We start from the raw sequence: 22,405 nt of genomic DNA on the forward strand, positions 1-22,405 counted from the left end.
GGCATTCTTGTGGATGTTCATCCGGTCCCTCCCTTGGGGCTGAAGCGTCGCAACCTCAGCTTCCTCGGTTCGGATCGGATGGACAACCTATGGAAAGCTCACAACTAGAGCGCTTTCGCCTTCGGTGAATTCGCTCCAGCTCTCGAATCGAGAGCAGTGTCATCGGCCTGGCGTCGCCAAGGCGACTCGGAGAAAGCCGACACTGCTCGAGCGAGCCGAGTCAGCCAGAGGCATCGTTGCCATCCTATGGACGTCTGCTTCGGAGCGCGCCCACAGGGCTCATCAGGTCTTTGGCGTTCTGGGCGGCTCGGACGGGCTATCGCGGATCGCGCTCCGGTGTTCAGGGGTCGATCGCGGGCTCCTCGGAAGCTGCGCGCCGCCGGAGACTCCCTAAAGCAGGTTGTCGCAACCGTGAGCGACGCCGCCGATCGACTGTTTCATTGTCTCTAGGTTCTCGCCTTACGAGCCCAGCCCCGTCATCATCTTCATGACGGATGTCCGCCGACCAGTATCGATCGATGAAATCGACTTCAGTTCATTGAAATATCAATCCTTTAAACGAAGGCTCCGATAAGCGTAGTCTGGCACCACCGATCCGGTCTCGGCCAGCACCACAGCATCGACTTGGCCGTGGAACGGTGAGAGGTGGCAGACGGGGTCGGCGTTGCGGGCATCCCCGGTCAGGGCCAGCGCCTGGCACCGGCATCCCCCGAAGTCGACGCCCTTGCGTGAACAGGACCGGCAGGGCTCGACCATCCAGTCCGTCCCGCGAAAGGCCACGAAGGCCGGCGACGACGCCCAGACCTCGCCGAGCCCGTGCTCCCGCACGGACCAGACGTCCAGGCCCGGGATGGTCTCGGCGGCGTGGCAGGGCAGCACGCGCCCGGTCGGCGTGACGTTGATGAGCCGCCGCCCCCAGCCGCCCATGCAGGCCTTGGGGTACGTGGCATGGTAGTCGGGGATGACGTGGTCCACCACGATCGTCCCGGCATGGGCGGCCTTGAGCGCCTCGATCTCGGCAATGGCGCGGATCGCCTCGGCGCGGCTCGGCATCAGGGCGGCGCGGTTGCGTCGGGCCCAACCGTAGTATTGCGCGTGGGCGATCTCGACGCGCCGCGCCCCCCAGGCGATCGCCTGTTCCAGCAGGGCGCCGGCACGACCGATGTTGGCGCGGTGGATGACGGCGTTGACGGTCAGAGGCAATCCGGCACGCACGACCTCCGCCGCCACCTCGCGCTTCCTGGCCGCGGCCCCGCGGTAGCCGGCGATCCGGTCCGCGCTCTCCTCGTCGCTGTCCTGGATCGACAGCTGAACGTGGTCGAGCCCGGCGGCGGAGAGCGCGGCGATGCGCTCGGCGGTCAGCCCGATGCCGGAGGTGATGAGATTGGTGTAAAGGCCTGCTGCCGCGCAATGGGCGACGAGGTCGACGAGGTCGCGCCGCGCGGCCGGCTCCCCGCCCGACAGGTGCACCTGCATGACGCCGAGCGCCGCGGCCTCGGTGAAGGTGCGCCGCCACTCCTCCGTCGACATCTCGGCCTCGCGGCCTTCGAGTTCGAGCGGGTTGGAACAATAGGGACAGCCGAGCGGGCAGCGATGCGTCAGTTCGGCGAGGAGCCCGACGGGCGGCGCAGGGGCGTTCATCGCCAGTCCAGCAGGCGCTTGGCCGCGAGACCGGACAGCATGGTGCCGACATCGGCGGCGATGCGCTCGCGCGGCGCGGCGAAGACCCGCACGAGGTCGTCCACCACGGCGTCGAACGTGGCTTCGCCGGTGCAGCGCTGAAGGATCTCGACCGCCACGGTATCGAGCTTGAGCAGGCGTTCGGGCGCCAGCAGGACCCACTCGCCGCGCAGCGCGTCGTGCTTGAGCCGCACGCCACGAGGCAGGGTGGGGCGGGACGAGGGATCGGGCGCGTCGCTCACACCCCATCCTCCTGGACGAGGTCACCCGGGCGCCACGCGCCCGGCGGGACCGCCCCCGCCACATAGGCGCCCCAGAGCGCATCGAGCTGAACCCACAGCACGTCGCACTTGAAGCGCAGCGCCGCCAGCACGGCCGCCTGCTCGGCCTCGGTGAGCGCGTGGCGACGGACGAAGTCCAGCGCGAAGTCGCTGTCGCGCTTGGCCTGGTGCGGCCGCGCCGTGAAGTAGCCGAGCGTGTCGCGGCTGACGAAACGATAGTGCGCCAGCATGCCGGACACCCGTTCGCCGATGATCTGGGGCGAGAACAGCTCCGTCAGGGACGACGCAATGGCCTCAAGCAGCGGCCGCTTGGCGCAGAAGTTCACATAAGCCTCGACGGCGAAGCGCGTGGCGGGGAGGATACCGCGCGTCGAGGTGACGTAGTCGTCGGAAAAGCCAAGGCTCGCCGTCAGCTTCAGCCAGCGCGCGATGCCGCCGTCGCCGGCCTCGCGCCCATCGTGGTCGATGATGCGCTCGCGCCATTCGCGCCGAAGCGCGGGGTCGTCCATGCGAGTGAGGACCGTGGCGTCCTTGATGGGGATCATCGATTGGTAATAGTAGCGATTGAGCGCCCAGGCTCGCACCTCGTCGCGGGTGCAGTCTCCGTCGTGCAGGCGGCGGTGGAATGGGTGGAGATTGTGGTAGCGCTCGGCGCCGATCCGCCGCAGGGCGGCTTCGAGGCCGTCGGGGTCCATCAGCCCGGTCACAGCGCGACCTCCATCCCGTCGTGAGCGATCCGCCAGCCGGCAGCCTCGACGGCCTTCCGCTCGGGCGAGCCCTCGACCAGCACCGGATTGGTATTGTTGATGTGCACGAAGACCCGTTGCGCCACCGCGGTTCCGGCCAGCGCCGTCACGGATCCGTGCGGGCCGCTCATGGCGACATGGCCCATGCGGGCCGAAGTCTTGGGCGACAGACCGAGCCTGACCATTTCGTCGTCCGTGTAGGTCGTGCCATCGAAGAGGAGGAGGTCTGCGCCTGCCACGCGCTCCAGCAAGGCGTCGGTGACGGAGGCGCAGCCGGGCACGTAGATGGCCCGGCGTCCCGCCGCTTCGATGACGAGCCCGACTGTCATGTCGGTCTCTCGCCCGATCTCGACGTCGCCGGACTCCAAGAAAAGCGGCACCTTGCCCGGCACCGCGAAGGACGTGAACCGCAGCCCCGCCATCGTGCTCGGCACCTCGAGCGTCATGACGTGTCGGCTCACCAGAGCGGGATCGAGCACACCGAAGACCGGATTGGTGTCGAGGAGGGCTTGCAGGGAGGGCGACGCATGAAGCGCGAAAGGCTGGCGCTCCCGCAGAGTGAGAAGGCCCGCGACGTGGTCCACGTCGCCGTTCGTCAGCACGACAGCGGCGATCGGCGTGTCCCGCGACCCCTCGCGGGGGTGCAGGTCCGGGGTGGCGATGATCTGCTGGCGCAGGTCGGGCGAAGCATTGATCAACACCCAGTCCCGACCGTCGGCGGTGACGGCGAGGCTCGATTGCGTGCGTCGGGAGACACGCGGGTCTCCCGTCCAGGCAAGCTGGCAGGTGGGGCACCGGCAATTCCACTGCGGAAAGCCGCCGCCCGCGGCCGAGCCAAGGATGACGATCTTCACGGCCCGGCAGTCACGCTCGACGTCTAGCCGATCAGAACTCGATCTCGGCCGACTCGTAGCTCGTCACTTCCATGCCGAGGCAGATCTCCTCGATCACCGGTGTGGACCAGGCCATGATTCCCTCCGTATGTCACTGCTTCGGTACGCAGCCTTGAGATCGTATCACGCGCCGTCTTTCCGCGTAAACCCGGAGGGCGGGCGCGACCGTGCTCGACGTCCCGGGTTCCGGAGGCGCCGGCCCCGGCCCCGAATGCAGAAAACCCCGCAGCCTCGCGGTAGGATTCGAGCAGGCTCCGGCTTGTCATCGTGCCGGATCCGGATCTAGCATCCGTCCGAGGCCAGCGCAGACTGGTCCGCGAAGCAAGCTCTTTCGAGCATGGGAGGTCACCGATGAGAATAGCGTTGCTGGCGGCGGTTGCCGCAGGCGCCCTGATGGTCGGATCCACGGCGCGGGCCCAGAACACCAATACGACCGACACGCCCCCAGCAACCAACGCGCCTGCCGTGACGGCGGGCGCCCCGATCGATAAACTGCAGGACTTCAAGTCGACCGGCGCCCATACCTTGGTGTCCATCTCCCAGGGTGGGGAGCGAGCCGACGCGATCAGGAAGACACTTCAAGGCATCAAGCTTCCACCCGGCTTCAAGATCTCCCTCTACGCGCTCGTTCCCGACGCGCGGATGATCGCGGTCGGCCCTCAAGGCGTCGTCGCCTACGTGTCGACCCGCAAGGACAAGATCTATACGCTGACCGACCGCGGCCATACCGGAGCCGCCGAGGACGTTCGGGAGTTCGCGCCGACGATCAAGTTCAACAACCCGAACGGGATCTGCTTCTCGAAGGACGGGTTCCTGTTCACGGTCGAGCAGAACCGAGTGCTGACCTTTCCGGCCGCCGAGTTCTTCTATGAGAACCCCGATGTCGCCGTGGCGCAGGTCGTCAAGCAGGGCGATCTGATCCCGGCGAGCGAGGAGAGTTTCAACCACTCGGCACGCGTCTGCCGCGTCGGTGCGGACAACAAGCTGTATATCGCCGTCGGGCAGCCCTACAATGTCTACGCGCCCGAGAAGTACGACATGTATTATAAGGCAGGTCTCGGCAGCATCATGCGGATGGAGCGCGACGGCACGAACCGCGAGATCTTCGCCCATGGCGTCCGCAATTCGGTCGGCATGGATTTCGATCCCAAGGACAAGACGCTGTGGTTCACCGACAACCAGGTCGACGGGATGGGCGACGACATCCCGCCGGGTGAGATCAACCACGCCACCAAGGCGGGGCAGAACTTCGGGTTTCCCTGGTACGGCGGCGGACATACGCGGACGGCCGAGTACAAGGACCAGACCCCGCCCGCCGACGTGACCTTCCCGGTCGTCGAGGAAGCTGCCCATGCCGCAGACCTCGGCATGAGCTTCTACAGCGGCAGGATGTTCCCCGCCGAATACAAGGGCGCCATCTTCTCCGCCCAGCACGGATCCTGGAACCGCACCGTGCCGGTGGGCGCCCGCGTGATGGTCACCAAGTTCGATGCCGACGGCAAGGCGATCGGGGGCTCGAAGCCCTTCGCGGAAGGCTGGCTCGACGAGGACGGCGAGTATACGGGGCGCCCGGTCGACGTCGAACAGATGCGCGACGGATCCCTCCTCGTCTCCGATGATCTGGCCGGCGCCGTCTATCGCATCACCTACGACGGCAAGAAGTGACAGCAACGCCCCGCTCGCCACGACCGCGAGCGGGGCGCCATGGAGGTCGTCGCATGAAGTCTGTTGTCTGTCGCCTCATGGTGGTCGTGGGCGCGCTCGTCCCGGGCCTGGCGCATGCCGAAGGGTCGGCCGCGGCCGGCGCACAGAAGATCAAAACGGCAGGTTGCATCTCGTGTCATGGACGCGACGGCCTGTCGAAGCTGCCGGAAGCGCCCAACCTCGCCGGTCAGGTCGACATCTACATCGTCTCGTCGCTCAAGGCCTACCATAGCGGCGAGCGGAAGAACGAGATCATGAACACCGTCGCTCAGACCCTGAGCGAGGGCGACATGGCGGATCTCGCGGCCTATTATTCCGGCATCAAGATCTCCGTCACGCCGCCGCCGAAGCCGTGAACGGGATGGCGGTCACCACGGGGATGGAAGGGGCCGGTCCCGAGCCGCGTTCAGGCGTGAGCCGCGCCGCGGTCGGGCCGCTTTGGCGGTGGACGGCGTTGCGCTCGCGTCCGGCGGCATGATCGGAGGCCCCTGGCCGAGCCTCACCCTTCGTCGCGCGGTTTCCGCCCCAACATGCCCTTTTGCGGGTCGTAGCCTCGCACCGACAGGAGAAACGCGGCGAGCCCGACTGCCGCCGTCGTGGCCCACGAGACCGCGTCGAAGCGCCCATAGGCGGCGAAGCGGATCATCTCGACGACGTAGGTGAAGGGGTTGAGGCGGATCACGGCGAGGATCCACGTCGCGCCGCTGTCCTGCACCTTCCAAGTCGGATAAAGCGCCGTCGAGAAGAAAAACGCCGGGAAGATCACGAAATTCATCGTGCCGGCAAAGTTTTCCATCCGCCGGACATAGACGGTGAGCAGCAGCCCGACGGCGCCCAGCGTGAAGCCCGCGAGCACCAGGGCCGGCAGCAGCGTCAGCGCGGCGAAGCGGGGCATGTCGACGCCGAACAGCGCCGCCACGATCAGGAACACGTAGGCCTGCACCACGGACAGCACGGCTGCCGCGACGAGTTTCGCCAGCAGCACGAACCAGCGCGGCGTCGGCGCGGTCAGCAACAGGCGCAGCATGCCGGCCTCGCGGTCGAACACCAGGGCCAGGGACGACTGCATGCCCTGGAACAGCAGCACCATGCCGAGGAGCCCCGGCAGCATGTAGACGTCATAGGTGATGTAGGTCGCGTAGGGCGGCGTGATGGAGATGCCGAGCACGTTCTGGAACCCGGCCGAGAAGACGACGAGCCACAGCGTCGGGCGGACCAGGGCCGAAACGAGCCGGCTGGTCTGGTGGCGGAAACGGAGGAGTTCGCGCCACACGATGGCGAGGAGGACGGTGACGGACATCGGATCAGGCCATCGCGTCGCGTCGCGCGATGCCGAGGAAGGCCGCTTCCAGCGTATCGACGTTCTGGGCCTCGCTCAGGCCGGACGGCGTTCCGTCGGCCGCGACGCGTCCGCGGTGCAGCACCACGACCCTGTCGGCCGATGCCACCTCGGCGACGTGGTGGGTGGCCCAGAGTACGGACGTGCCGCGCTCGGCCGCCAGCGCGAAGACGTCGGTCACGAGGTCGGCGCGGCTGCGCGTGTCGAGCCCCTGGCTCGGCTCGTCGAGCAGCAGCAGGCGCGGGCTCGTCACGAGGGCGCGTGCGAGCTCGACCTTGCGGCGCGTCCCGCCGGACAGGTCTCGGACGCGCTTTCCGGCGAGGTCGCCGATCCGCAGGCGGCCGAGCCCCTCCGCGATGGCGTCGGCGGCGCGGCGGCGTCGCAGGCCGTGCAGCCCGGCGTGAAAGCCGAGGTTCTGGCCCACCGTCAGGTCGAGGTCGAGCACGGGCTGCTGAAACACGATCCCCATGTGCTCCAGCGCTCGCACCGGCGCCGAAGCGATGTCGTCACCGAAGACCGACACGCGCCCGGCATCGGCGACGAACAGCCCCGTGAGGATCTGGAACAGCGTCGTCTTGCCGGCGCCGTTGAGGCCGAGCAGCGCCGTCACGGAGCCCACCGGCACGGTGAAGGAGACGTCGTCCAGCGCCTGGATCCGGCCATAGCGCTTCGACAGGTTCGCCACCACCACGGCGGGCGCCGCTACTGCGGGCGGCATGGCGATTCTTCGAGATCGACGCCCAGCGTATCGAGGGGCGTGCGGCGGTGGAGGAACGGCTCGAAGGGCGCGTAGGCGACCACGGCATCGGCAGAGCGGAGCATGACGGCCTGACGGAACTGGTGGTCCCAGGGCCGGAACGAGCTCTCGATGCCCTTGGACACGTCGACCGGCGTCTGATCCTCGGCGAGGCTCTTCTCGATCGCGGTCGCGTCGCGGGCGCCCTTGCGGATCGCCGCCTCCACGACGCTGCGCACCGCCGCCCATACGGCCCAGTCGCCATCGTTCATGTCGCGCTTGGCGAGACGGGCGAAGCGATGGTTGACCTGCGGCGCGCCGAACCGCTCGGCGAGCGCATCCCAGGCGGAGGTCCGCAGGCCCTCGGTGCCGATCACGGGACGCGGCCGGGACAGCTGCCAGGGCACGAAGCGGCCGAAGTCGCCGCCTGTATCGGCCAGGAACACGACATCGTAGTCGTCCGACGACGTCATCAGCGACACGTCGATGTCGTCGCGGCGGCGCGGGTCGTTGCCGATGGCGAACTGCTTGGCGGCGACCAGCTTGGCACCGAACTTCCTGGCCGAGGCGGCGAAGTCGTCGGCGAGGTGCTTGTCGGCGGCGGCCGGGCCGTAGAGCACGAAGGCGCGACGCCAGTTCTTCTGCACGATGAACTCAGCCAGGGCATCGGTTTCCATCGCGAAGGAGGGCAGAAGGTGGAACAGCGGCAGCTCGCAGAAGCCGGTGCGCAGGTCGTCGTCGTGCTGGCGCACATCGAAGACGGCCAGGGTCTTCGGCGCTGCCTTGGCGAAGGCCACGAGATCGTCCCTCGGCACGTCGGCGATGACGGCGACGGCGCCCGATCGCGCGATCTCGTCGGCGGCCCCGTCGATCGGGGCACCTTCGGGCCAGGCACGCCGGTCGAGCGTGACGGTGAGATCGACCGCACGGGCGGTGGCGCGCGTGTCGCGGATGGCGAGGTCTGCTCCGGGCGAAGGGTCGGGCAGCGTCGGCACGGTCACGCCGTTTTCGGCCCGCACCGGCTGGTAGGCGGCATCGTTCTGTCGCGACAGGTAGACGATGTGGAGGTCGGCGGCGCCGGCCGCCTTGGGATTGTCCTCAGCGGCAGCTGGCATCGCCGGCCAGCACAGCAGGGCGGCGCAGGACGCGGCGATCGACAGCCTATTCATCGATGAGCACCGCATAGGGGATGACGCCGACCGGGACGGCCTTGATCACCTTGCGGGCCGCCGTGTCCACGATCGCGACGTCGTCGGACAAGCCGTTGGCGACGTAGAGCCGCGTCTCGTCGCGGCTGAGCCTGAGCCCCCAGGGACGCTTGCCGGTGAGGATGAAATCGGTGGTCTTGAGCGTGCCGACATCCACGACAGCGACGCGGTTGGCCCGGCCCAGCGTGACGTAGGCGGTTCTGCCGTCACGGCTGATCGCCATATCCACCGGCGTGATCTCGTCATGACGAAGGCCCGGCACGTCGAAGGTGACCCGGCCGACGATCGCGAGCGTCGCCACGTCGATGATCTCGACGAGGCCGGCGATCTCGTCCGACACCCACACGTGCTTGCCGTCCGGCGTGATGGTGAAGCGGCGGGGACGCGTGGCCGTGATGATCCCCTTGACGACCTTCTTGGTCGCGACGTCGATCACCTGGACGAGGTTCGCGGCTTCGGATGCGACGAAGACCAGCCTGCCGTCGGGCGTCGCCAGCACGCCCTCGGGCTCGTCGCCCATCGGGTAGTGCTGCACGACGGCGCCGGTCTCGATGTCGATCACGGTGGCTTCGGCGTCGTCCTCGTTGGACACGTAGAGGTTCCGACCGTCGGGGCTGAGCGCGAAGGCTTCCGGGTCGGGCACGTCGCGGAAGCGCTTCGCGAGCTTGTGGGTGGCGACGTCATACTCGGCAATGGTGTCGTCGCTGCCGCAGGCGACGAGCAGTCGGGAATGGTCGGGGGTGAACTGCATGCCACGCGGCCTGCCGCAGCTCTCGAAGGATGCGGTGACGTCCCCGTCGGGCGTCAGCACGAAGATCTGGCTCGACCGCTCGTTGGACACGAAGATCTGCCCCGTGCCGGCCGCCCGGGCGGGCGATGTCACCAGCGCGGCGATGAGGAGCGTCGCCGCCGCGGCGCGCGTCGGTCGGCTACTTGGCACAGTCCACCAGGTCCTTGTCGCGCACCGAAAAGGTCTCGTCGGCCTTCACGTCGACGTTCCGGGCATAGCAGGTGCGGCCGTGCACGTCCTTCAAGCGGAGATCGTAGCGGCCGGGCGCCACACCCTTGATGACGAGGTTCTCGTCGAAGTCGACCGTGCCGTCCTTGTCGTTGACGCACTGGTTCGCGCCGAACTCCCGCGTGCCGACCGGCGCCAGGGCCACGTCGCTCAGCGTCTCACCTGTCAGGTTCCAGAACTGCATGCCCTTCTTGCCGGCCGAGAGGGCGGTGGCGGGAAGCACCAGGCAAAGGCAGCCTGCGACGATCCATGGCCTCATCCGACGCGGTCCCCCCTCTCGTGTGATTGAGCCGGACCTCATCATGCCGACGCAGTCGGCACAAGGACGTTTCGGTTCGAACGCCCTGGTTTCGACGGGCCGGGAACGGTAGGAACCGGGGCGAAGAGCCGGACCGGCCTCGCCGAGATACCGAGGGAGACACGCCTTGCGCCACCAGCCCCTGCTCGCCGGAGCCGCCCTCTGGCTCGCCTGCCTGGCGCCCGCGGCACCGGCCTTGGCGGCGGACGCCTCCACCTGCGATTCGCTGACGGCCCGCTACGAAGCGAAACGCGCGGAGCTCGAGCCGCCCCAGGTGAGCGCGGCGCTGTTCGCGGCGGCCGACGACGGCTGCGACGCGCTCGCGACCCGCCTGCTCGACGCCGGCGCGTCGGTGGCGGCGCGCGACCGCACCGGGGGGACGGCCCTGACCCACGCGGCGCGCGGTGGGCACGACGGCATGATCGTGCTGCTGGCCCGTCACGGCGCGGAGGTCGACGAGCGCAACGTCCAGGGCTCCACGCCGCTCTACGTCGCGGTGGAGCAGAACCGGTTCAAAGCCGCGGGAGCGCTGGTGGCGCTCGGCGCCACCGTGAACACGCCCGGGCGGGCCGGCGTCACCCCCCTCTCCGCGGCCGCCTACAACGGCAACGCCCGGCTGGTGGACCTGCTCCTCAGCCACGGCGCCGCTCCGAGGACCGCCGACGCCAGCGGCAAGACCCCGATCCTCTACGCGGCGGCGCGCGGTTTCACGCCTGTGGTGATGCGGCTGCTCGCGGCGGGGACGGACGTCAACGCGCCCTATGGCAACGGCCTGACGGTGCTGATGTGGGCGGCCGGCTACGCCAACGACGTGCCGCCCGACGACGGCGTGGCCCTCGTGACGTTGCTCCTTGACAGGGGCGCGGCCATCGATGCGCACGACGACCGGGGCCGCACGCCGCTGATGATCGCGGCGGGGCTGGGCCATGACGAGGTGGTCGACCTCTTGATGCGCCGCGGCGCCGACCGGACGCTGCGCGACAGGGGCGGGCAGACGGCTGCCGACCTCGCACCGACCGAGGCTCTCAGGGCCAAGCTGGCGTCGAAGGGATAGAGCACGTCCCCGCCACGCCCTGCCGCGGCAGCTGAACCGCCGCTGCCGACGGGGCGACGGCGCCCGGCGGGCCTCAAAGACCCGCCAGATAGGCTTCCATGGCCTTGAGGTCGGGCTCGGGCGTCGCCTGGGCGAGGCTGGTCATGCCGGGGTTGTTGGCACGCTCGCCGCTGCGGAACTCGGCCAGCGTCTTGGCCAGGTAGTCGTGGCTCTGGCCGGACAGGCGGGGCACCGTGCCGGTGCCCTGGAACCGGTCGAGGTGGCAGGCGGAGCAGCCGACGGCGCTGTTCGCCGTCTTGGCCTGCAGCACGTCGGCGTCGCTGGCCGAGGCCTGGTTCAGGTTCGGCCAGGGCTTGGCGGCGAAATAGGCGGCCAGCTCCTTCATGTCGTCCTTCTCCAAGGACTCCGCGATGCCGTTCATGATCTCGTTCTTGCGAGCGCCCTTCTTGAAGTCGCGGAGCTGCAGGTAGAGGTAGCCTTCCTGCTGGCCCCAGATGATGGGAATGTTCTTGTCGGTCGGCACGCCCTTCTCGCCGTGGCAAGACGAGCAGACCGCCGCCTTCTCGTCGATCGTGTCGGCGCGGGCCGCCGCCGAGACGCCCGCCCATACCAGGACGGCTGCGGAAACGCAGGCCGTGAAACGTCGGACCGCCATGTCGTACCCTGCCTCGCCTTGATCCCATGACGGAAAGAGCGGGCGCAAGCCCGCTCTTCCTGGCAACGATGTCGCCGTTTCGGTCAGTCGACCGTGAAGGCGATGATGGAATTGCCACGCTTATAGTCGAGCTGGGTGTTACCCCCAGCCCCGACCACGATATACTGCTTTCCCTCGACCGAGTAGGACGACGGAGGCGCGTTCACGCCGGCGCCGGCTTGGAACGACCAGAGCGGCGAGCCGCTTTCGGAATCGTAGGCCTTGAACAGCCCGTTGCCCTCGCCGGCGAAGATGAGGCCGCCGGCGGTCGCCAGGATACCACCGATCATCGGCTGCGCCGTCTTCACCTGCCACCGAATCTTCCCGGTGTTGTAGTCGACCGCGGTGATGTTGCCCCACTGTTCCTCGGACGGGATCACCTTGAAGGCGCCGCCGAGCCACAGCTTGCCGTCGGGATAGGGCGAATTCTGCACCTGATAGGTCATGGGCTGGTGCAGGTTGATCGCGTAGGCGAGCCCGCGGTTGGGGTCCGTGGCGAGCGGCGACCATTCCACGCCCCCGTTGGCGCCCGGCAGCATGCGAGCCCCCTCCTTGGTGGGCAGGGTCCACATGTTCTCCTGCGGGACCATCGGCTCGGAATAGCGGACGAGGCTGCAGTCCTTGGCATCGTGGACGTAGACGTAGCCGGTCTTGCCGGCGTGCAGCACGCCCTTGATCGGCTTGCCGTCCTTGTCGGCCACCTTGGTGATGACCGGGGGCGAGACGGCGTCGAAGTCCCAGACGTCGTGCGGGATGTACTGCAGGTGGCAGACGTATTTGCCGGTGTCGAGGTCGAGCGACACGAGCGAGTCGGTGTAGAGATTGTCGCCCGGGCGCTGCGAGCCGTCGAGGTCCGGCGACGGATTGCCGACCACGAAGTAGATGCGTCGGGTCTCGAGGTCGACGGCCGGGTTCTGCCAGATGCCGCCGCCGAGCGTCTTGTAGAACTGGGCTGCCTTGGGCGCCGGGGCCGCCGAGGTGGACGGTGTGGCACCGGGCTTGTCGACCACCGGCACCACCTTGGCGGCGCTGTCGGCCGCGCCGCTCTTCTGCTTCTGGTCGGCGGCCGTGGGCTGCAACATGGCGGCGAGCGTGGCCTTCTCGGCCGCGATGTCGCGGTGGAGGTCCTTCCCGGTCGCGTCCTTCTCGGCCCACACGCCGACCGAGTTCTCGGGGACGGTGTTGAACGTCCAGATCAGCTTACCGGTCTTGGCATCGAAGGCCTTCATGAAGCCGCGGATGCCGTATTCGCCACCGTTGGTGCCGATCAGAACCTTGTTGTCGACCACGGTAGGCGCCATGGTCTCGCTGTAGCCCTCCTCGGGATCGGCGATCTCGGTCTTCCACATCACTTTGCCGGAGCGGGCATCGAGGGCCACGAGCTGCGAGTCGAGGGTGCCGAGGTAGACCATGTTGTCAGACACCGCGACGCCGCGGTTATTCGGGCCGCAGCAGAAAGTGGTGATCGGCCCCATCTTGGGCACGTAATGCCACAATTCCTCGCCCGTGCGGGCGTTGAGCGCGTAGACTTGGCTGAACGAGGTGGTCACGAACATCGTGCCGTTGACCACGATCGGCGATGTTTCGAGCGACTCCTTCACTTCCGTCTGGAAGATCCAAGCTGGGCGCAGCTTCGATACGTTGGTGGTGTTGATCTGTCGATTGGGGTAGTATCTCTGCTGATTGTAGTCGCCGTTGGTTTGGAGGAAATTCTGACTGTCGGAGGCGGCCCTGTTCAGCATGTCCTGCGACACGGTCGATAGGTCGCCGTACCTGCTGGCCGATTTGATTTCCTGCGCCTGCACGGCGGGCAATCCCAAAGCTGCCGAACACAGCAGCGCGGTCACAAGGTTCTTCACGACGCCCCTCCAGCCACGGGCCTCGTTCCCTTTGCCCGGGACGTTCACCCGAGTAAAGCCTGGACCGACAGGGCACGACGGTCAATTGTTTTCCTCCTCATCGGGGCGGCTCGGCATCAGGCGTAGGTGCCGACCGCTCCCGCGTCGTCCTATTTGGCGCAGGTCTCGACCGTCCCGTTCGTCATCTCTGCGCTGGCCGACTGGCAACGGGTACCCGGGGTCGTGTTGCCCGACTTGCGCTGCTCATCGCCGGTGATGGTCACGCCAGCCGGCTGCTGCGTCCGGGTCGTGCCGACCGGTTGCGGCAACGTGCCCGTGTGCACTTCCGCCGGAGCCGCGTTCTGGGCGAAAGCGCCGCCCGATATGGCCGATAAGGTCAAAACGACCGCGATGACACTGCGCATGGTTTGTCCTCCCCCCATCCAACGCCGAGCGCGACTCCGAGGTCCCCGCCAAGGTCCGTGAGTTGCGCCGGTTTCAGGCCGTGTTTTCACTGCCCGCCGCAGCAACGACGGCGAAAAGGCGTCGCGGGTGACAGGCCGGGATCACCGCGGGCGACGGAGTCCGTCGTCTACAAGGGCCGGCAAAAGCGAGGCTTGGTACGATGCCATCGGCGCCCTGCTCCGGGCAGGCTTGTCTTGCCCAGGAATCCAGGAGGCCGTGTGCTGCAGAAACGGGAGACGCCGCAGGTCGGGAGACCGCTCAAGATCTGCTTCGGAGGTGTCAACGACCAGCCTTGATCGTCCTGGTTGAATCGACAGCGGCCGTTACGGCTATCGCAAGATCAGCGCTCTGCTGCGGGATGCCGGCTGGGTGGTCAACGACAAGCGCGTCGAGCGGATTTGGCGTCAGCAGGGGCTGAAGGTGCCGGCCCGGCAGCCGAAACGTGGGCGGCTGTGGCTCGGCGACCGCTCCTGCATTCGCCTCCGGCCCGAGCGCCGGGATCATGTCTGGGCCTACGACTTCGTCGAGGAGCGGACCCACGATGGCCGCAAGTTCCGCACTCTCAATGTTGTGGATGAGTTCACCCACGAGTGCCTGGCCATCCGGGTCGCCCGCAAGCTGAAATCGACCGACGTGATCGATGCCCTCTCCGACCTGTTTATCCTGCGGGGCATGCCGGAGCACATCCGCTCCGACAACGGTCCAGAGTTCATCGCCAAGGCCGTGCAGACATGGATTTCGGCCGTGGGCGCCAGAACCGCCTACATCGCGCCCGGTTCACCTTGGGAGAATGGCTTTGTCGAAAGCTTCAACGCCCGCTTCCGGGACGAGCTGCTCAACGGAGAGATCTTCTACTCGCTCCGCGAGGCCGAGATCATCATCGAGAGTTGGCGTCGTCATTACAACGCGATCAGGCCCCATGCATCGCTCGGGTACCGGCCGCCAGCCCCGGAAGTGGTGGTGCCAACCTACGCCGCTTGGCCGGCTGCGCTAATACGACCTGCTTCGCCGGCCAAGCTGCCCGTGGCGCAACGGCCTACGGCGCACTAACATTCATACCGGACCACCAAGTGGGGGCCGATCAGTATCGTCGTCAGCGCTCTGGCTCGCCCCGAATGGCAGGTCGAAATCGAGGCGACAGCCGTGATCCCCGACGCTTGACCTTGACCCGCCCAGGCTGGGGCGGAGGCGACCACGCCTCGCGCCTTGGAAGGCGGCGGCCATCGCGCCAAAACCCGATCCATGTTCGAACCGGTCAGATCAGGTCATCTGAACCTTGCCTCTGCGTCGGCGACGAGCCGTGAGTTTGCCGGCGAATATGGGCCCGGACCACGTCCAGGCCCGCCATCACGTGGCGAAGTTCGGGGCTCGCCAGACGGACGCCGAGCCCGGCCTCGTGGGGCAGCAGGCTGGCGGCGGCGTAGAGTGCTGGGTCGTCGGCCAGTGCCTTCGACAGATCCTCGGCGAGGCGCGCGTGGCTCTCCCTTCTGCCTGGCAGCATGAACACCGCCGTGCCGAACGCCTTGAATTTCGCCATTGGGCCGCGGACGAACCCGCCAATGTCGAGGCGGTCGATGGCCAGGATCTCGCCCTCGCACCGCAACGTCAGCGTCGCGCAGAGATGCCGGAAGGCGCGACCCTGCGCCTCGGGATCATGGACCGTGAAGGCGTCCCCGACCAGTGCGGCGGCGCCCCGCGCGCAGTCGACGTCGACGGTCTGGTCGAGCGCGGCATCGGGGAACAGGATACGGGCCTTGGGCCAATATTCGAAATACCCGCCCGGTGCGACGCGGATGTCGACCGCGTCGCGCGTCGTGACGCCGGGTGGCGCACGATGGATGGGGGAGGCCCCCTGCGTCGTGCAATGGGCGGCCGCTCCTGGACCGATCGCGAACCGTTGCGCGAGCCGATCCTCCCCGTGGACGGCTCCGCTGCTCGTCTGCAGGATCATCGTCAGGAGATGGGCGGGGACGCGGTCGAGGGAGAAGGTGCGGGTCACCACGAACGGCCAGCGGAAGAGGCGTCGCTCCAGCACGGTCCGGTCCCCGCGCCGGGCGAAGGCGAGGTCGAGCTGAGGGCGAGGTGCCCAGGCGGTCGCGTTCACGCGCGGAACAACACATCGCGTTCGAGCGCCGACACCACGGCGTCGATTCCCTCCCCCTTGCGGCAGTTCGTCAGCAACACCGGACGGCCGTCGCGCACGTCGAGCGCCTGGGCCAGCATCGGGGCGAGTTCGACCCCGACATGGGGGGCGAGGTCGGTCTTGTTGATGACGAGCAGATCGCAGCGGACCACGCCAGGGCCGCGCTTGCGCGGGATGTCGTCACCACCCCCGACGTCGATGACGAACATCCAGAAATCGGTGAGGTCGCGAGAGAAGGTCGAGGCGAGATTGTCGCCACCGCTCTCGATGAGGATGAGCTCGACGCCGGGGAAACGGCGTTCGAGGTCGTCGGCAGCCTCGATGTTGAGCGATGGGTCTTCCCGGATGACGGTATGCGGGCAGGCGCCCGCCTCGACCGCCGAGACCCTCGCGGGGTCGATGAGGCCCGAGCGGCGGATCCGCTCGGCGTCCTCGGCGGTCACGAGGTCGTTGGTGATGACGGCGAGGTCGATGCCTCGTGCCAGCAGGGACGGGATCAGGCGCTCCACCAGCGCCGTCTTGCCCGATCCCACGGGTCCGCCGATCCCCACCCGGGCGGCCGCCATGCGGGTCCCCTTGGCGTCGTGTGTGGCGATCATCGCAGCATGTACCTCCGGGCAAGCGGCACGCTGGCGGCCGGTTCGCACATGAGCAACTGGCCGTCGGCCCGCACCTCGAACGTCTGGGGATCGACCTCGACGTGGGGTCTCGCGGCATTGCGGACCATGTCGGACTTGCGCAGGCCGCGGACGTTTTTGATGGGCACCATGGCCTTGCCGAGGCCGAGCTTGCGGCCCACGTCGGCCTCGACGGCGAGCTTCGAGACGAAGTTGACCCCGAGCTGCTGGGGCGCGGCGCCGAGCGCGCCCCACATCCGTTTCTGGATCATGGGTTCGGCGAGGCCGAGGCTGCCGTTGCCGTCCCCCATCGCGGCCCAGACGATGAAGCCGCTCTTGATCACCATGTAGGGCTTGATGCCGAACGAGGCGCGCGGCCAGAGGACGATATCGGCCAGCTTGCCGACCTCGATCGAGCCCACATGGGCGTCGATGCCGACCGCGATGGCGGGGTTCAGCGTGAGTTTGGCGACGTAGCGCTTGATGCGTTCGTTGTCGGCCCGCGCCGTCGTTTCATCGGGCAACCGTCCGACGCGCTCCTTCATCACGCTGGCGAGCTGCCAGCAGTTGGCGACGTTCTCGGCGAGGCGACCCATGCCCTGCGTGTCGGTGCCGAAGATCGAGATCGCGCCCATGTCGTGCAGGAGATCCTCTGCGGCGGCCGATTGGGCGCGAACGCGGGACTCCCCGAAGGCGACGTCCTCGGGGATGTTGTAGTTGAGCTGGTGACAGATCATCGCCATCGGCACCCCTTCCTCCAGCCCGTAGCGGGTGTAAGGGTTGGTGGGATTGGTCGAGGACGGGATGACGTTGTCGTAGGACACCACCTTGAGCAGGTCCGGCGCGTGGCCACCCCCGGCGCCCTCGACGTGATACATGTGGATCGTCCGCCCCTCGACGGCCGCCATCGTGTCTTCGCAGAAGCCGAACTCGTTGATCGAGTCGGTATGGAGATGCACGGCGAAATCGTGTCGCTCCGCCGCCACGAGGCTGCCGTCGATCACGGCCGGGGCGGCTCCGAAATCCTCGTGGATCTTGACCGACATGCCGCCGGCCGCGACAGATTCCTCGACGGCCTCGGGGCTCGAGGAGCCACGCCCGAACAAGGCGTAGTTGAGCGGTGAGAATTCTGCGGCCTGGAGGAAGCGGCCGAAGGTGGTGGTGCTGCCGCTGCCGACATCGAAGAGTGGCCCCGGCCCGTTGCCGATCATCGTCGTCGTGCCCCCCGCGAGCGCATGGTCGGATTGCTCGGGCGAGCCGAGATGGGCGTGGGACTCGACCGCACCGGCCGTCACGATGAAGGCCGCGCCCGAGACCGGCGACGTCGTGTGCCCCACCACCATATCGGGATGGACGCCGGGCATGATGTCGGGGTTGCCGGCCTTGCCGATCCCGACGATCCGGCCATCCCGGATCCCGATATCGGCCTTGATGATGCCCGCGACCGCATCGATGATCGTGGCATTCTTGATGACGATGTCGAGGATCTTGTCCGAGGATGTCAGGTGCCCGTTGATGCCCTCGCCGTCGCGCAGGTTCTTGCCCGCCCCGATCAGGAGTTCATGGCCGTAGACGGTGAAATCCTGCTCGATCTCGGCGAAGAGTTCCGTGTCGCCGAGGCGCACGAGGTCGCCCGTCGTCGGACCGTAGAGTTCCGCATAGGCCTGCCGGCTCAAGCGCGCCATAAGCGGTCTCCTCAAGTCCCGAGGTAGCCGCGAGCCCTGGCGAGGCCGAGCGCGGCCTGTTGGGCACCGGGAGCATCGAGCGGCCCGTTCACCAGCCCGGCCTGCCCGCGCACCACGCGGTGCCCTTCGAGGGGCACGAGCGGCACCGCCTTGACGACCCCAGGTTCGAAGCGGATGCCGGTCCCGGCCGGCCGGTCGATCTTCATGCCCCAGGCTGCGGAACGGTCGAAGTCGAGCGCCCGGTTGACCTCGAAGAAATGCGTGTGGCTGCGCACCTGGACGTCGCGGTCCCCGGTGTTGACGACGTCGATGGTCAGCACCGGCAGGCCGGCCAGCACCGCAATGTCGTGCTCGGGCGACACGATCTCGCCCGGCACGAGGCGGCTCTCTTCCGGACTCTCACCAGGCCCGATCGGCTCGAACAGAGCGATGACCTTGGTGCCCTCGGCGAAGAGGCACTCGATATAGAGCATGGGAATCATGGCGGCGACGCCGGGCTCGACGTCGTCGGTGGTGAGCAGGCGCCCCGCCATGTCGCGGATCTCGTCGTAGGGCAGGTCGCGCCGCGCCGCCAGCATGACCTCGTCGGTCAGGAACGCCACCGCTTCGGGGTGGCTGAGCCGGATGCCGAGGCGCCGGTTGCGGCGCGCAATCTCGGCTGCCGTGAAGACGACCAGCCGATCGAGTTCCGTCGGAGACAAGTTCATCATGGGCTTGGTCTCGCTGTCAGGTGGTGAACATGCGGACGGGACGGGACCGCGAGATCGCGATGTCGACCAGGGGCGTGAAGCTCGACGGGGAGGCTCCCGCCGGCACGGGCTCGGCCAGCAGGTCCGCCAGCACGGCCCGGCAAAGCCCGAGCGAGCGTTGCGCCTCGACATGGCCGATGACGCCGAGCCGCACGGCCGCGCTCACGAGGCCGTTGACCAGCGTCCACCCGGAGACGAGTTCCGCACTCGCGAGGTCGAGCCCGGCATCGCGGTAGACGACGGCCTGCACCGCCACGAGGTGGCCCAGGAGGGGCGCCTGTGAGACGGACGCGCGATACAGCGTCGACAGCGGACCGCCGAGGCGGACCGAGACACCGAGCAGCGCCCGCCCGGCCCGGCGTGACCCCTCACGCATCGCCGCGGAGGGCGTGGCGGTCTCGGCGTAACGGTCGACCGCCGTGACGCCGGAGACGTCCGCGGCCCGAAAGGCGCGCCCCAGCAGGGGGCGGTCCATACTGTTCCACCGCAGGGTCAGATGCTCCCAGGCGATGTCGTCGAGGTCCTGGCGGCTCGCCAGCAGGCCGTCGGCGGCCAATCCCTCGACGCCCCACGAAAAGGCGAAGCCGCCGGCCGGATAGGCGCTGTCGCCGTATTGCAGCAACGCCAACGCCGCCTCGGCATCAAACATCGGTGATCTCCTCGAGGAGATTGGCGGCCAGCAGGTGAGCGATGCGGGCGCGATATTCGTCGGTCGGGCCGTCGAGCAGGACGACGAGGACGTCGCCCTCGAAGCGAACGCGCCAGTGGAGGTTGCCGGCGTGCCAACCGAGGCCCAGGGCCGCCGAGGCATCGCGGGGGCGCAGGCGCCAGACCGCCTGCTCGCCGAAGCGCGCGATGACGGCGCGGCCATGGGCGAGGAACAGCAGGGCACCGTCGGTCAGGACTTCGTCGCGCTCGAGGCTCACGGCACAGTCGGTTCCCTTGTCGGTCGCCAGCCGGAAGCGTTTGCGCCCGGCCTCGTGCGGGGGCACGAACAGGAACTCGATCCCGCCGTGATGCTCGACGTGGTGGAGGCGAGACTGGACCTCCGGGTCGTCCCGATGCCCGACGATGCCGTGGAGCCTCAGCATGGGCGAGCCTCGTCGGCAGCCCGCGCGTCAGTGAGTGTCGAAGACATGCTGATACTCGGCGATGGCGGATCTCAGGGCCGCGGTTTCGGAGGCCGTCGGGGCGTCCGGATCGGCCGGGGTCGAGAGGCTGCCGAACCGCATGAGGCAGGCCATGAGCAGCAGGCGGGCCTTCGTGGAGGTGAGGTTGAGGCCCGCGATCGTCCAAGGATCGGGATCGGCGAAGCCTTCCGGGTAGCCCCGCCCCACGCGCACGACCGGCAGGCCGCCGTGGACCGCGCGCTTCAGCATCGCGCCGCGCAGGTGCGACGTCGCGGAGCCGTAGGGGACCAGTCCCTCGATCACGAAGCCGCACAGACGGCCGCTGTCGAGCCGGTGGCGGATCAGGAGGTCGAGGTCGGGCTCGTCGGCGGGATCATCACCAAAGCCGTCGGCGACATAGCAGCCGTCCTTGACGATGGACACGAGCGGGATGGCGCCGGGCAGGAGGCGGCCCCTCTCGTCCTTCACGGCGACAGGCAGCCGCGCGATGCGCCCCTCGACGAGCCGCGTGGCCTCGACGCGCGAGGGCAGCCGGGTGATGTTGACGGCCGAATTCGCCGTGTGGCGATAGGCCGGGACATACATGAGATAGGGCGCGCCCGTGTGAGTCACCTGGCCCAGGATGCCGCCATGTCCGCCCGTCGCCACGTAGCCGCCCGGCCGTGCGTCGACCTTGGCGACCTCGCGGGCGGCGAAGAACTGCTGCTCCTGGATCACGACGGTGCCGGCGCGGTTGCCGCCCTGGCCGTCCCGCCAGATGCCGGATTCGATGAACGCGACGGAATCCACGATGTTGGCTGGACCGTCGTTGCTGATCTGGCCCTGCGGGCGCTGGGCGGCGTTGCACGCGATCGGCAGGTTCGTGTCGATCAGGAGGTTGAACCAGTAGGCGGTCTCCTCGATCTGGGGACTGCCTTGGGTCCAGATCGCGCCGTCGTACCGGCCCGACGCCAGGATGGCTTGGACATCGTTGGTGATCTTGGCGAGCAGCGGCCGCGGCGGTGCCTTGGCGAGATGGTGGGGCTTGTAGGCGAAGAAATCCTGGCCGTGACGCTCGGGCAGGATATCGCCCTCGCCGTTGTCGGCCCTGAGGCCCGCCGGAAGCCCCTTGGTGAACCCTCCAGGCGGCGCTACGCGATAGAAATCGACCAGCGCCCGCCCGCCGATGAGGTTGACCTTGCCATCAGCCCCGATCGAAAGCCGGTCGATCTCCTCGAAGCTGCGCGACCCGTCGGGATAGAAGCCCTGCCGGGTGGTTTCGCTGCCCGGGCTGGTCGTCTCCTCCTCCCAGGGCGCACCGTCCCGCTGCAGAGCCATGTAGGGGAGAGGGTAGAGGCCGTCCTCGGGCGATAGCTCGACCGCGTAGACGGGCTTGTCGGCCTCGCTCGCGCGCTCGCCACGGAATTGCCCGTCCGACCCGATGAAACCGTCCGGCGGCCCGTAGAGTTCGGCCGCATCGGCTTCGAGTGGATGGGCCGAGAACTGCTCGACATAGACCGTCACGGGCGCCGCCAGCCGTTGAGCCCGCAGGGAGTCGAAGGCGAGCGCGCTGCCGTCCTCGGCCGTCAGCGGCGCCAACCCCCGGCGCCGGCGCGCCTTGTTGGACGTGACGAGCGGCGGGGTGTTCTGGATCGTCGCGGTGGGTCCCGCGAGGTGGGCGATGCGGACCTTCGACATATCGCGTCACATCCTCAGATTTTTCTTGTCCATCATCATGTGGACGCCCTTGGAGCCGTTCACCGTCTGGGTGATGTGGAGGTCGCCCGCGAGGCTGCAGAGCATGTAGGCGTCCGCATGCGACAGGCCGTTCGTCTCGCCGATGAGCGCGATCGTCTCCCGGACTGCCTTGACGGCGCATCGGTCGAGGTCCGGATCCACGCCCATGGTGACGTGGTGGGTGGGAGTCTCGGCACGGGGATACGTGAAGGCGAGATCGTCGCGCACGATGAATTCGAAGCTGCCGCGCAGCGCCGTCTCGATGGCGGTGATGCAGGGCACGTGGAAGGCGGTGGGGTCGGGCACGACGTCGGGGCTTCCCGTCACGGTATCGATCGTGACCGTGTCGCCACTGGCGGCGCGCAGGTTGGGCGGCAGTGTTGCGTCGAAGTATTCCCGGTGACAGGTCTC

Annotated in this window: 21 protein-coding genes and 3 pseudogenes; 4 read left to right on the forward strand and 20 right to left on the reverse strand. The window is 68.0% G+C overall.

The genetic code is table 11. From position 1 onward, the window contains the following. Positions 1-546: 546 nt before the first annotated feature. The 4 genes and pseudogenes from pqqE to pqqA form a co-directional block, all read right to left on the reverse strand. Positions 547-1,641, reverse strand: coding sequence for a pyrroloquinoline quinone biosynthesis protein PqqE (gene pqqE / locus D3272_RS09440; protein WP_129218925.1), 1,095 nt, complete (start codon positions 1,639-1,641; stop codon positions 547-549). Next, positions 1,638-2,656 (reverse strand): annotated as a pseudogene (pqqC, locus tag D3272_RS09445) (pyrroloquinoline-quinone synthase PqqC). The gene pqqE and the pseudogene pqqC overlap by 4 nt, the downstream one beginning before the upstream one ends. Positions 2,657-2,664: 8 nt before the next feature. Then, entirely contained in the window at positions 2,665-3,561 is an 897-nt protein-coding gene (pqqB, locus tag D3272_RS09450; protein WP_129218926.1) for a pyrroloquinoline quinone biosynthesis protein PqqB, read from the reverse strand. A gap of 31 nt (positions 3,562-3,592) precedes the next feature. Beyond that, positions 3,593-3,676, reverse strand: coding sequence for a pyrroloquinoline quinone precursor peptide PqqA (gene pqqA / locus D3272_RS09455; RefSeq protein ID WP_129219112.1), 84 nt, complete (start codon positions 3,674-3,676; stop codon positions 3,593-3,595). 275 nt (positions 3,677-3,951) lie between these two features. Here pqqA and D3272_RS09460 point away from each other — a divergent pair, with 275 nt between their 5' ends. Next, positions 3,952-5,265 (forward strand): PQQ-dependent sugar dehydrogenase, encoded by a 1,314-nt coding sequence (locus tag D3272_RS09460; protein WP_129218927.1) that lies wholly within the window; start codon positions 3,952-3,954, stop codon positions 5,263-5,265. 53 nt (positions 5,266-5,318) lie between these two features. Then, entirely contained in the window at positions 5,319-5,660 is a 342-nt protein-coding gene (locus tag D3272_RS09465; protein WP_129218928.1) for a c-type cytochrome, read from the forward strand. Between the two features lie 143 nt (positions 5,661-5,803). Here D3272_RS09465 and D3272_RS09470 read toward each other — a convergent pair whose 3' ends face one another. From D3272_RS09470 to D3272_RS09490, 5 genes are read right to left on the reverse strand one after another with little or no spacing between them, the layout of a single operon-like run. Then, a complete protein-coding gene (locus D3272_RS09470; protein ID WP_129218929.1) occupies positions 5,804-6,604 on the reverse strand; it encodes an ABC transporter permease in 801 nt (266 codons plus the stop codon). A 4-nt stretch (positions 6,605-6,608) separates the two neighbouring features. After that, complete coding sequence (locus D3272_RS09475) at positions 6,609-7,361, reverse strand: ATP-binding cassette domain-containing protein (protein ID WP_129218930.1); 753 nt, start codon at positions 7,359-7,361, stop codon at positions 6,609-6,611. Continuing rightward, positions 7,346-8,548, reverse strand: a complete 1,203-nt coding sequence (locus tag D3272_RS09480) for a type 1 periplasmic-binding domain-containing protein (protein WP_129218931.1) — start codon at positions 8,546-8,548, stop codon at positions 7,346-7,348. Before D3272_RS09480 ends, D3272_RS09475 begins: the two co-directional genes overlap by 16 nt. Beyond that, positions 8,541-9,527 (reverse strand): PQQ-dependent catabolism-associated beta-propeller protein, encoded by a 987-nt coding sequence (locus tag D3272_RS09485; RefSeq protein ID WP_129218932.1) that lies wholly within the window; start codon positions 9,525-9,527, stop codon positions 8,541-8,543. The genes D3272_RS09480 and D3272_RS09485 overlap by 8 nt, the downstream gene beginning before the upstream one ends. Then, positions 9,517-9,864, reverse strand: a complete 348-nt coding sequence (locus D3272_RS09490; RefSeq protein ID WP_129218933.1) for a hypothetical protein — start codon at positions 9,862-9,864, stop codon at positions 9,517-9,519. Before D3272_RS09490 ends, D3272_RS09485 begins: the two co-directional genes overlap by 11 nt. A gap of 166 nt (positions 9,865-10,030) precedes the next feature. Here D3272_RS09490 and D3272_RS09495 point away from each other — a divergent pair, with 166 nt between their 5' ends. Further along, a complete protein-coding gene (locus D3272_RS09495; protein WP_129218934.1) occupies positions 10,031-10,957 on the forward strand; it encodes an ankyrin repeat domain-containing protein in 927 nt (308 codons plus the stop codon). 73 nt (positions 10,958-11,030) lie between these two features. Here D3272_RS09495 and D3272_RS09500 read toward each other — a convergent pair whose 3' ends face one another. The 3 genes from D3272_RS09500 to D3272_RS09510 all read right to left on the reverse strand — a co-directional run bounded on the left by D3272_RS09500 (position 11,031) and on the right by D3272_RS09510 (position 13,914). Then, positions 11,031-11,612: a c-type cytochrome gene (locus D3272_RS09500; protein ID WP_129218935.1), complete on the reverse strand. Its 582-nt coding sequence runs from the start codon at positions 11,610-11,612 to the stop codon at positions 11,031-11,033. A gap of 83 nt (positions 11,613-11,695) precedes the next feature. Beyond that, entirely contained in the window at positions 11,696-13,510 is a 1,815-nt protein-coding gene (locus D3272_RS09505; RefSeq protein ID WP_245496468.1) for a pyrroloquinoline quinone-dependent dehydrogenase, read from the reverse strand. 149 nt (positions 13,511-13,659) lie between these two features. Continuing rightward, a complete protein-coding gene (locus D3272_RS09510; protein ID WP_129218936.1) occupies positions 13,660-13,914 on the reverse strand; it encodes a hypothetical protein in 255 nt (84 codons plus the stop codon). Positions 13,915-14,272: 358 nt separating this feature from the next. On the opposite strand from D3272_RS09510, the pseudogene D3272_RS09515 reads away from it, so the two are divergent. After that, a pseudogene (locus tag D3272_RS09515) lies at positions 14,273-15,004 on the forward strand (IS3 family transposase); the annotation flags it as partial. A 205-nt stretch (positions 15,005-15,209) separates the two neighbouring features. On the opposite strand, the gene D3272_RS09525 reads toward D3272_RS09515, so the two are convergent. The 8 genes and pseudogenes from D3272_RS09525 to D3272_RS09560 all read right to left on the reverse strand — a co-directional run. After that, positions 15,210-16,058: an urease accessory protein UreD gene (locus D3272_RS09525; RefSeq protein WP_487343526.1), complete on the reverse strand. Its 849-nt coding sequence runs from the start codon at positions 16,056-16,058 to the stop codon at positions 15,210-15,212. Continuing rightward, a complete protein-coding gene (gene ureG, locus D3272_RS09530; protein ID WP_129219114.1) occupies positions 16,055-16,663 on the reverse strand; it encodes an urease accessory protein UreG in 609 nt (202 codons plus the stop codon). The genes D3272_RS09525 and ureG overlap by 4 nt, the downstream gene beginning before the upstream one ends. Positions 16,664-16,692: 29 nt before the next feature. Next, positions 16,693-18,399, reverse strand: coding sequence for an urease subunit alpha (ureC, locus tag D3272_RS09535; protein WP_129218938.1), 1,707 nt, complete (start codon positions 18,397-18,399; stop codon positions 16,693-16,695). Positions 18,400-18,410: 11 nt separating this feature from the next. Beyond that, positions 18,411-19,109: an urease subunit beta gene (gene ureB, locus D3272_RS09540; RefSeq protein ID WP_129218939.1), complete on the reverse strand. Its 699-nt coding sequence runs from the start codon at positions 19,107-19,109 to the stop codon at positions 18,411-18,413. A gap of 16 nt (positions 19,110-19,125) precedes the next feature. Further along, positions 19,126-19,797: an urease accessory protein UreF gene (locus D3272_RS09545; RefSeq protein WP_129218940.1), complete on the reverse strand. Its 672-nt coding sequence runs from the start codon at positions 19,795-19,797 to the stop codon at positions 19,126-19,128. After that, positions 19,790-20,239, reverse strand: coding sequence for an urease accessory protein UreE (gene ureE, locus D3272_RS09550; protein ID WP_129218941.1), 450 nt, complete (start codon positions 20,237-20,239; stop codon positions 19,790-19,792). The genes D3272_RS09545 and ureE overlap by 8 nt, the downstream gene beginning before the upstream one ends. Before the next feature lie 27 nt (positions 20,240-20,266). Then, the gene (locus D3272_RS09555; protein ID WP_129218942.1) at positions 20,267-21,955 is read right to left on the reverse strand and encodes an asparaginase domain-containing protein; all 1,689 of its coding nucleotides are present in this window, start codon (positions 21,953-21,955) and stop codon (positions 20,267-20,269) included. 6 nt (positions 21,956-21,961) lie between these two features. Beyond that, positions 21,962-22,270, reverse strand: a pseudogene (locus D3272_RS09560) (acetamidase/formamidase family protein); the annotation flags it as partial. Positions 22,271-22,405: the final 135 nt, after the last annotated feature.

The organism is Lichenibacterium ramalinae, from assembly GCF_004137085.1.
Classification (GTDB): Bacteria; Pseudomonadota; Alphaproteobacteria; order Rhizobiales; family Beijerinckiaceae; genus Lichenihabitans; species Lichenihabitans ramalinae.

Coding starts and splice junctions, on each gene's coding strand:
- ureG (WP_129219114.1), bottom strand. CDS start 16,663: ATGGCGGCCGCCCGGGTGGGGATCGGCGGACCCGTGGGATCGGGCAAG.
- pqqA (WP_129219112.1), bottom strand. CDS start 3,676: ATGGCCTGGTCCACACCGGTGATCGAGGAGATCTGCCTCGGCATGGAA.
- D3272_RS09555 (WP_129218942.1), bottom strand. CDS start 21,955: ATGTCGAAGGTCCGCATCGCCCACCTCGCGGGACCCACCGCGACGATC.
- ureE (WP_129218941.1), bottom strand. CDS start 20,239: ATGCTGAGGCTCCACGGCATCGTCGGGCATCGGGACGACCCGGAGGTC.
- D3272_RS09500 (WP_129218935.1), bottom strand. CDS start 11,612: ATGGCGGTCCGACGTTTCACGGCCTGCGTTTCCGCAGCCGTCCTGGTA.
- D3272_RS09475 (WP_129218930.1), bottom strand. CDS start 7,361: ATGCCGCCCGCAGTAGCGGCGCCCGCCGTGGTGGTGGCGAACCTGTCG.
- ureC (WP_129218938.1), bottom strand. CDS start 18,399: ATGGCGCGCTTGAGCCGGCAGGCCTATGCGGAACTCTACGGTCCGACG.
- D3272_RS09460 (WP_129218927.1), top strand. CDS start 3,952: ATGAGAATAGCGTTGCTGGCGGCGGTTGCCGCAGGCGCCCTGATGGTC.
- D3272_RS09480 (WP_129218931.1), bottom strand. CDS start 8,548: ATGAATAGGCTGTCGATCGCCGCGTCCTGCGCCGCCCTGCTGTGCTGG.
- ureB (WP_129218939.1), bottom strand. CDS start 19,109: ATGATGAACTTGTCTCCGACGGAACTCGATCGGCTGGTCGTCTTCACG.
- D3272_RS09465 (WP_129218928.1), top strand. CDS start 5,319: ATGAAGTCTGTTGTCTGTCGCCTCATGGTGGTCGTGGGCGCGCTCGTC.
- D3272_RS09510 (WP_129218936.1), bottom strand. CDS start 13,914: ATGCGCAGTGTCATCGCGGTCGTTTTGACCTTATCGGCCATATCGGGC.
- D3272_RS09545 (WP_129218940.1), bottom strand. CDS start 19,797: ATGTTTGATGCCGAGGCGGCGTTGGCGTTGCTGCAATACGGCGACAGC.
- D3272_RS09490 (WP_129218933.1), bottom strand. CDS start 9,864: ATGAGGCCATGGATCGTCGCAGGCTGCCTTTGCCTGGTGCTTCCCGCC.
- D3272_RS09470 (WP_129218929.1), bottom strand. CDS start 6,604: ATGTCCGTCACCGTCCTCCTCGCCATCGTGTGGCGCGAACTCCTCCGT.
- pqqE (WP_129218925.1), bottom strand. CDS start 1,641: ATGAACGCCCCTGCGCCGCCCGTCGGGCTCCTCGCCGAACTGACGCAT.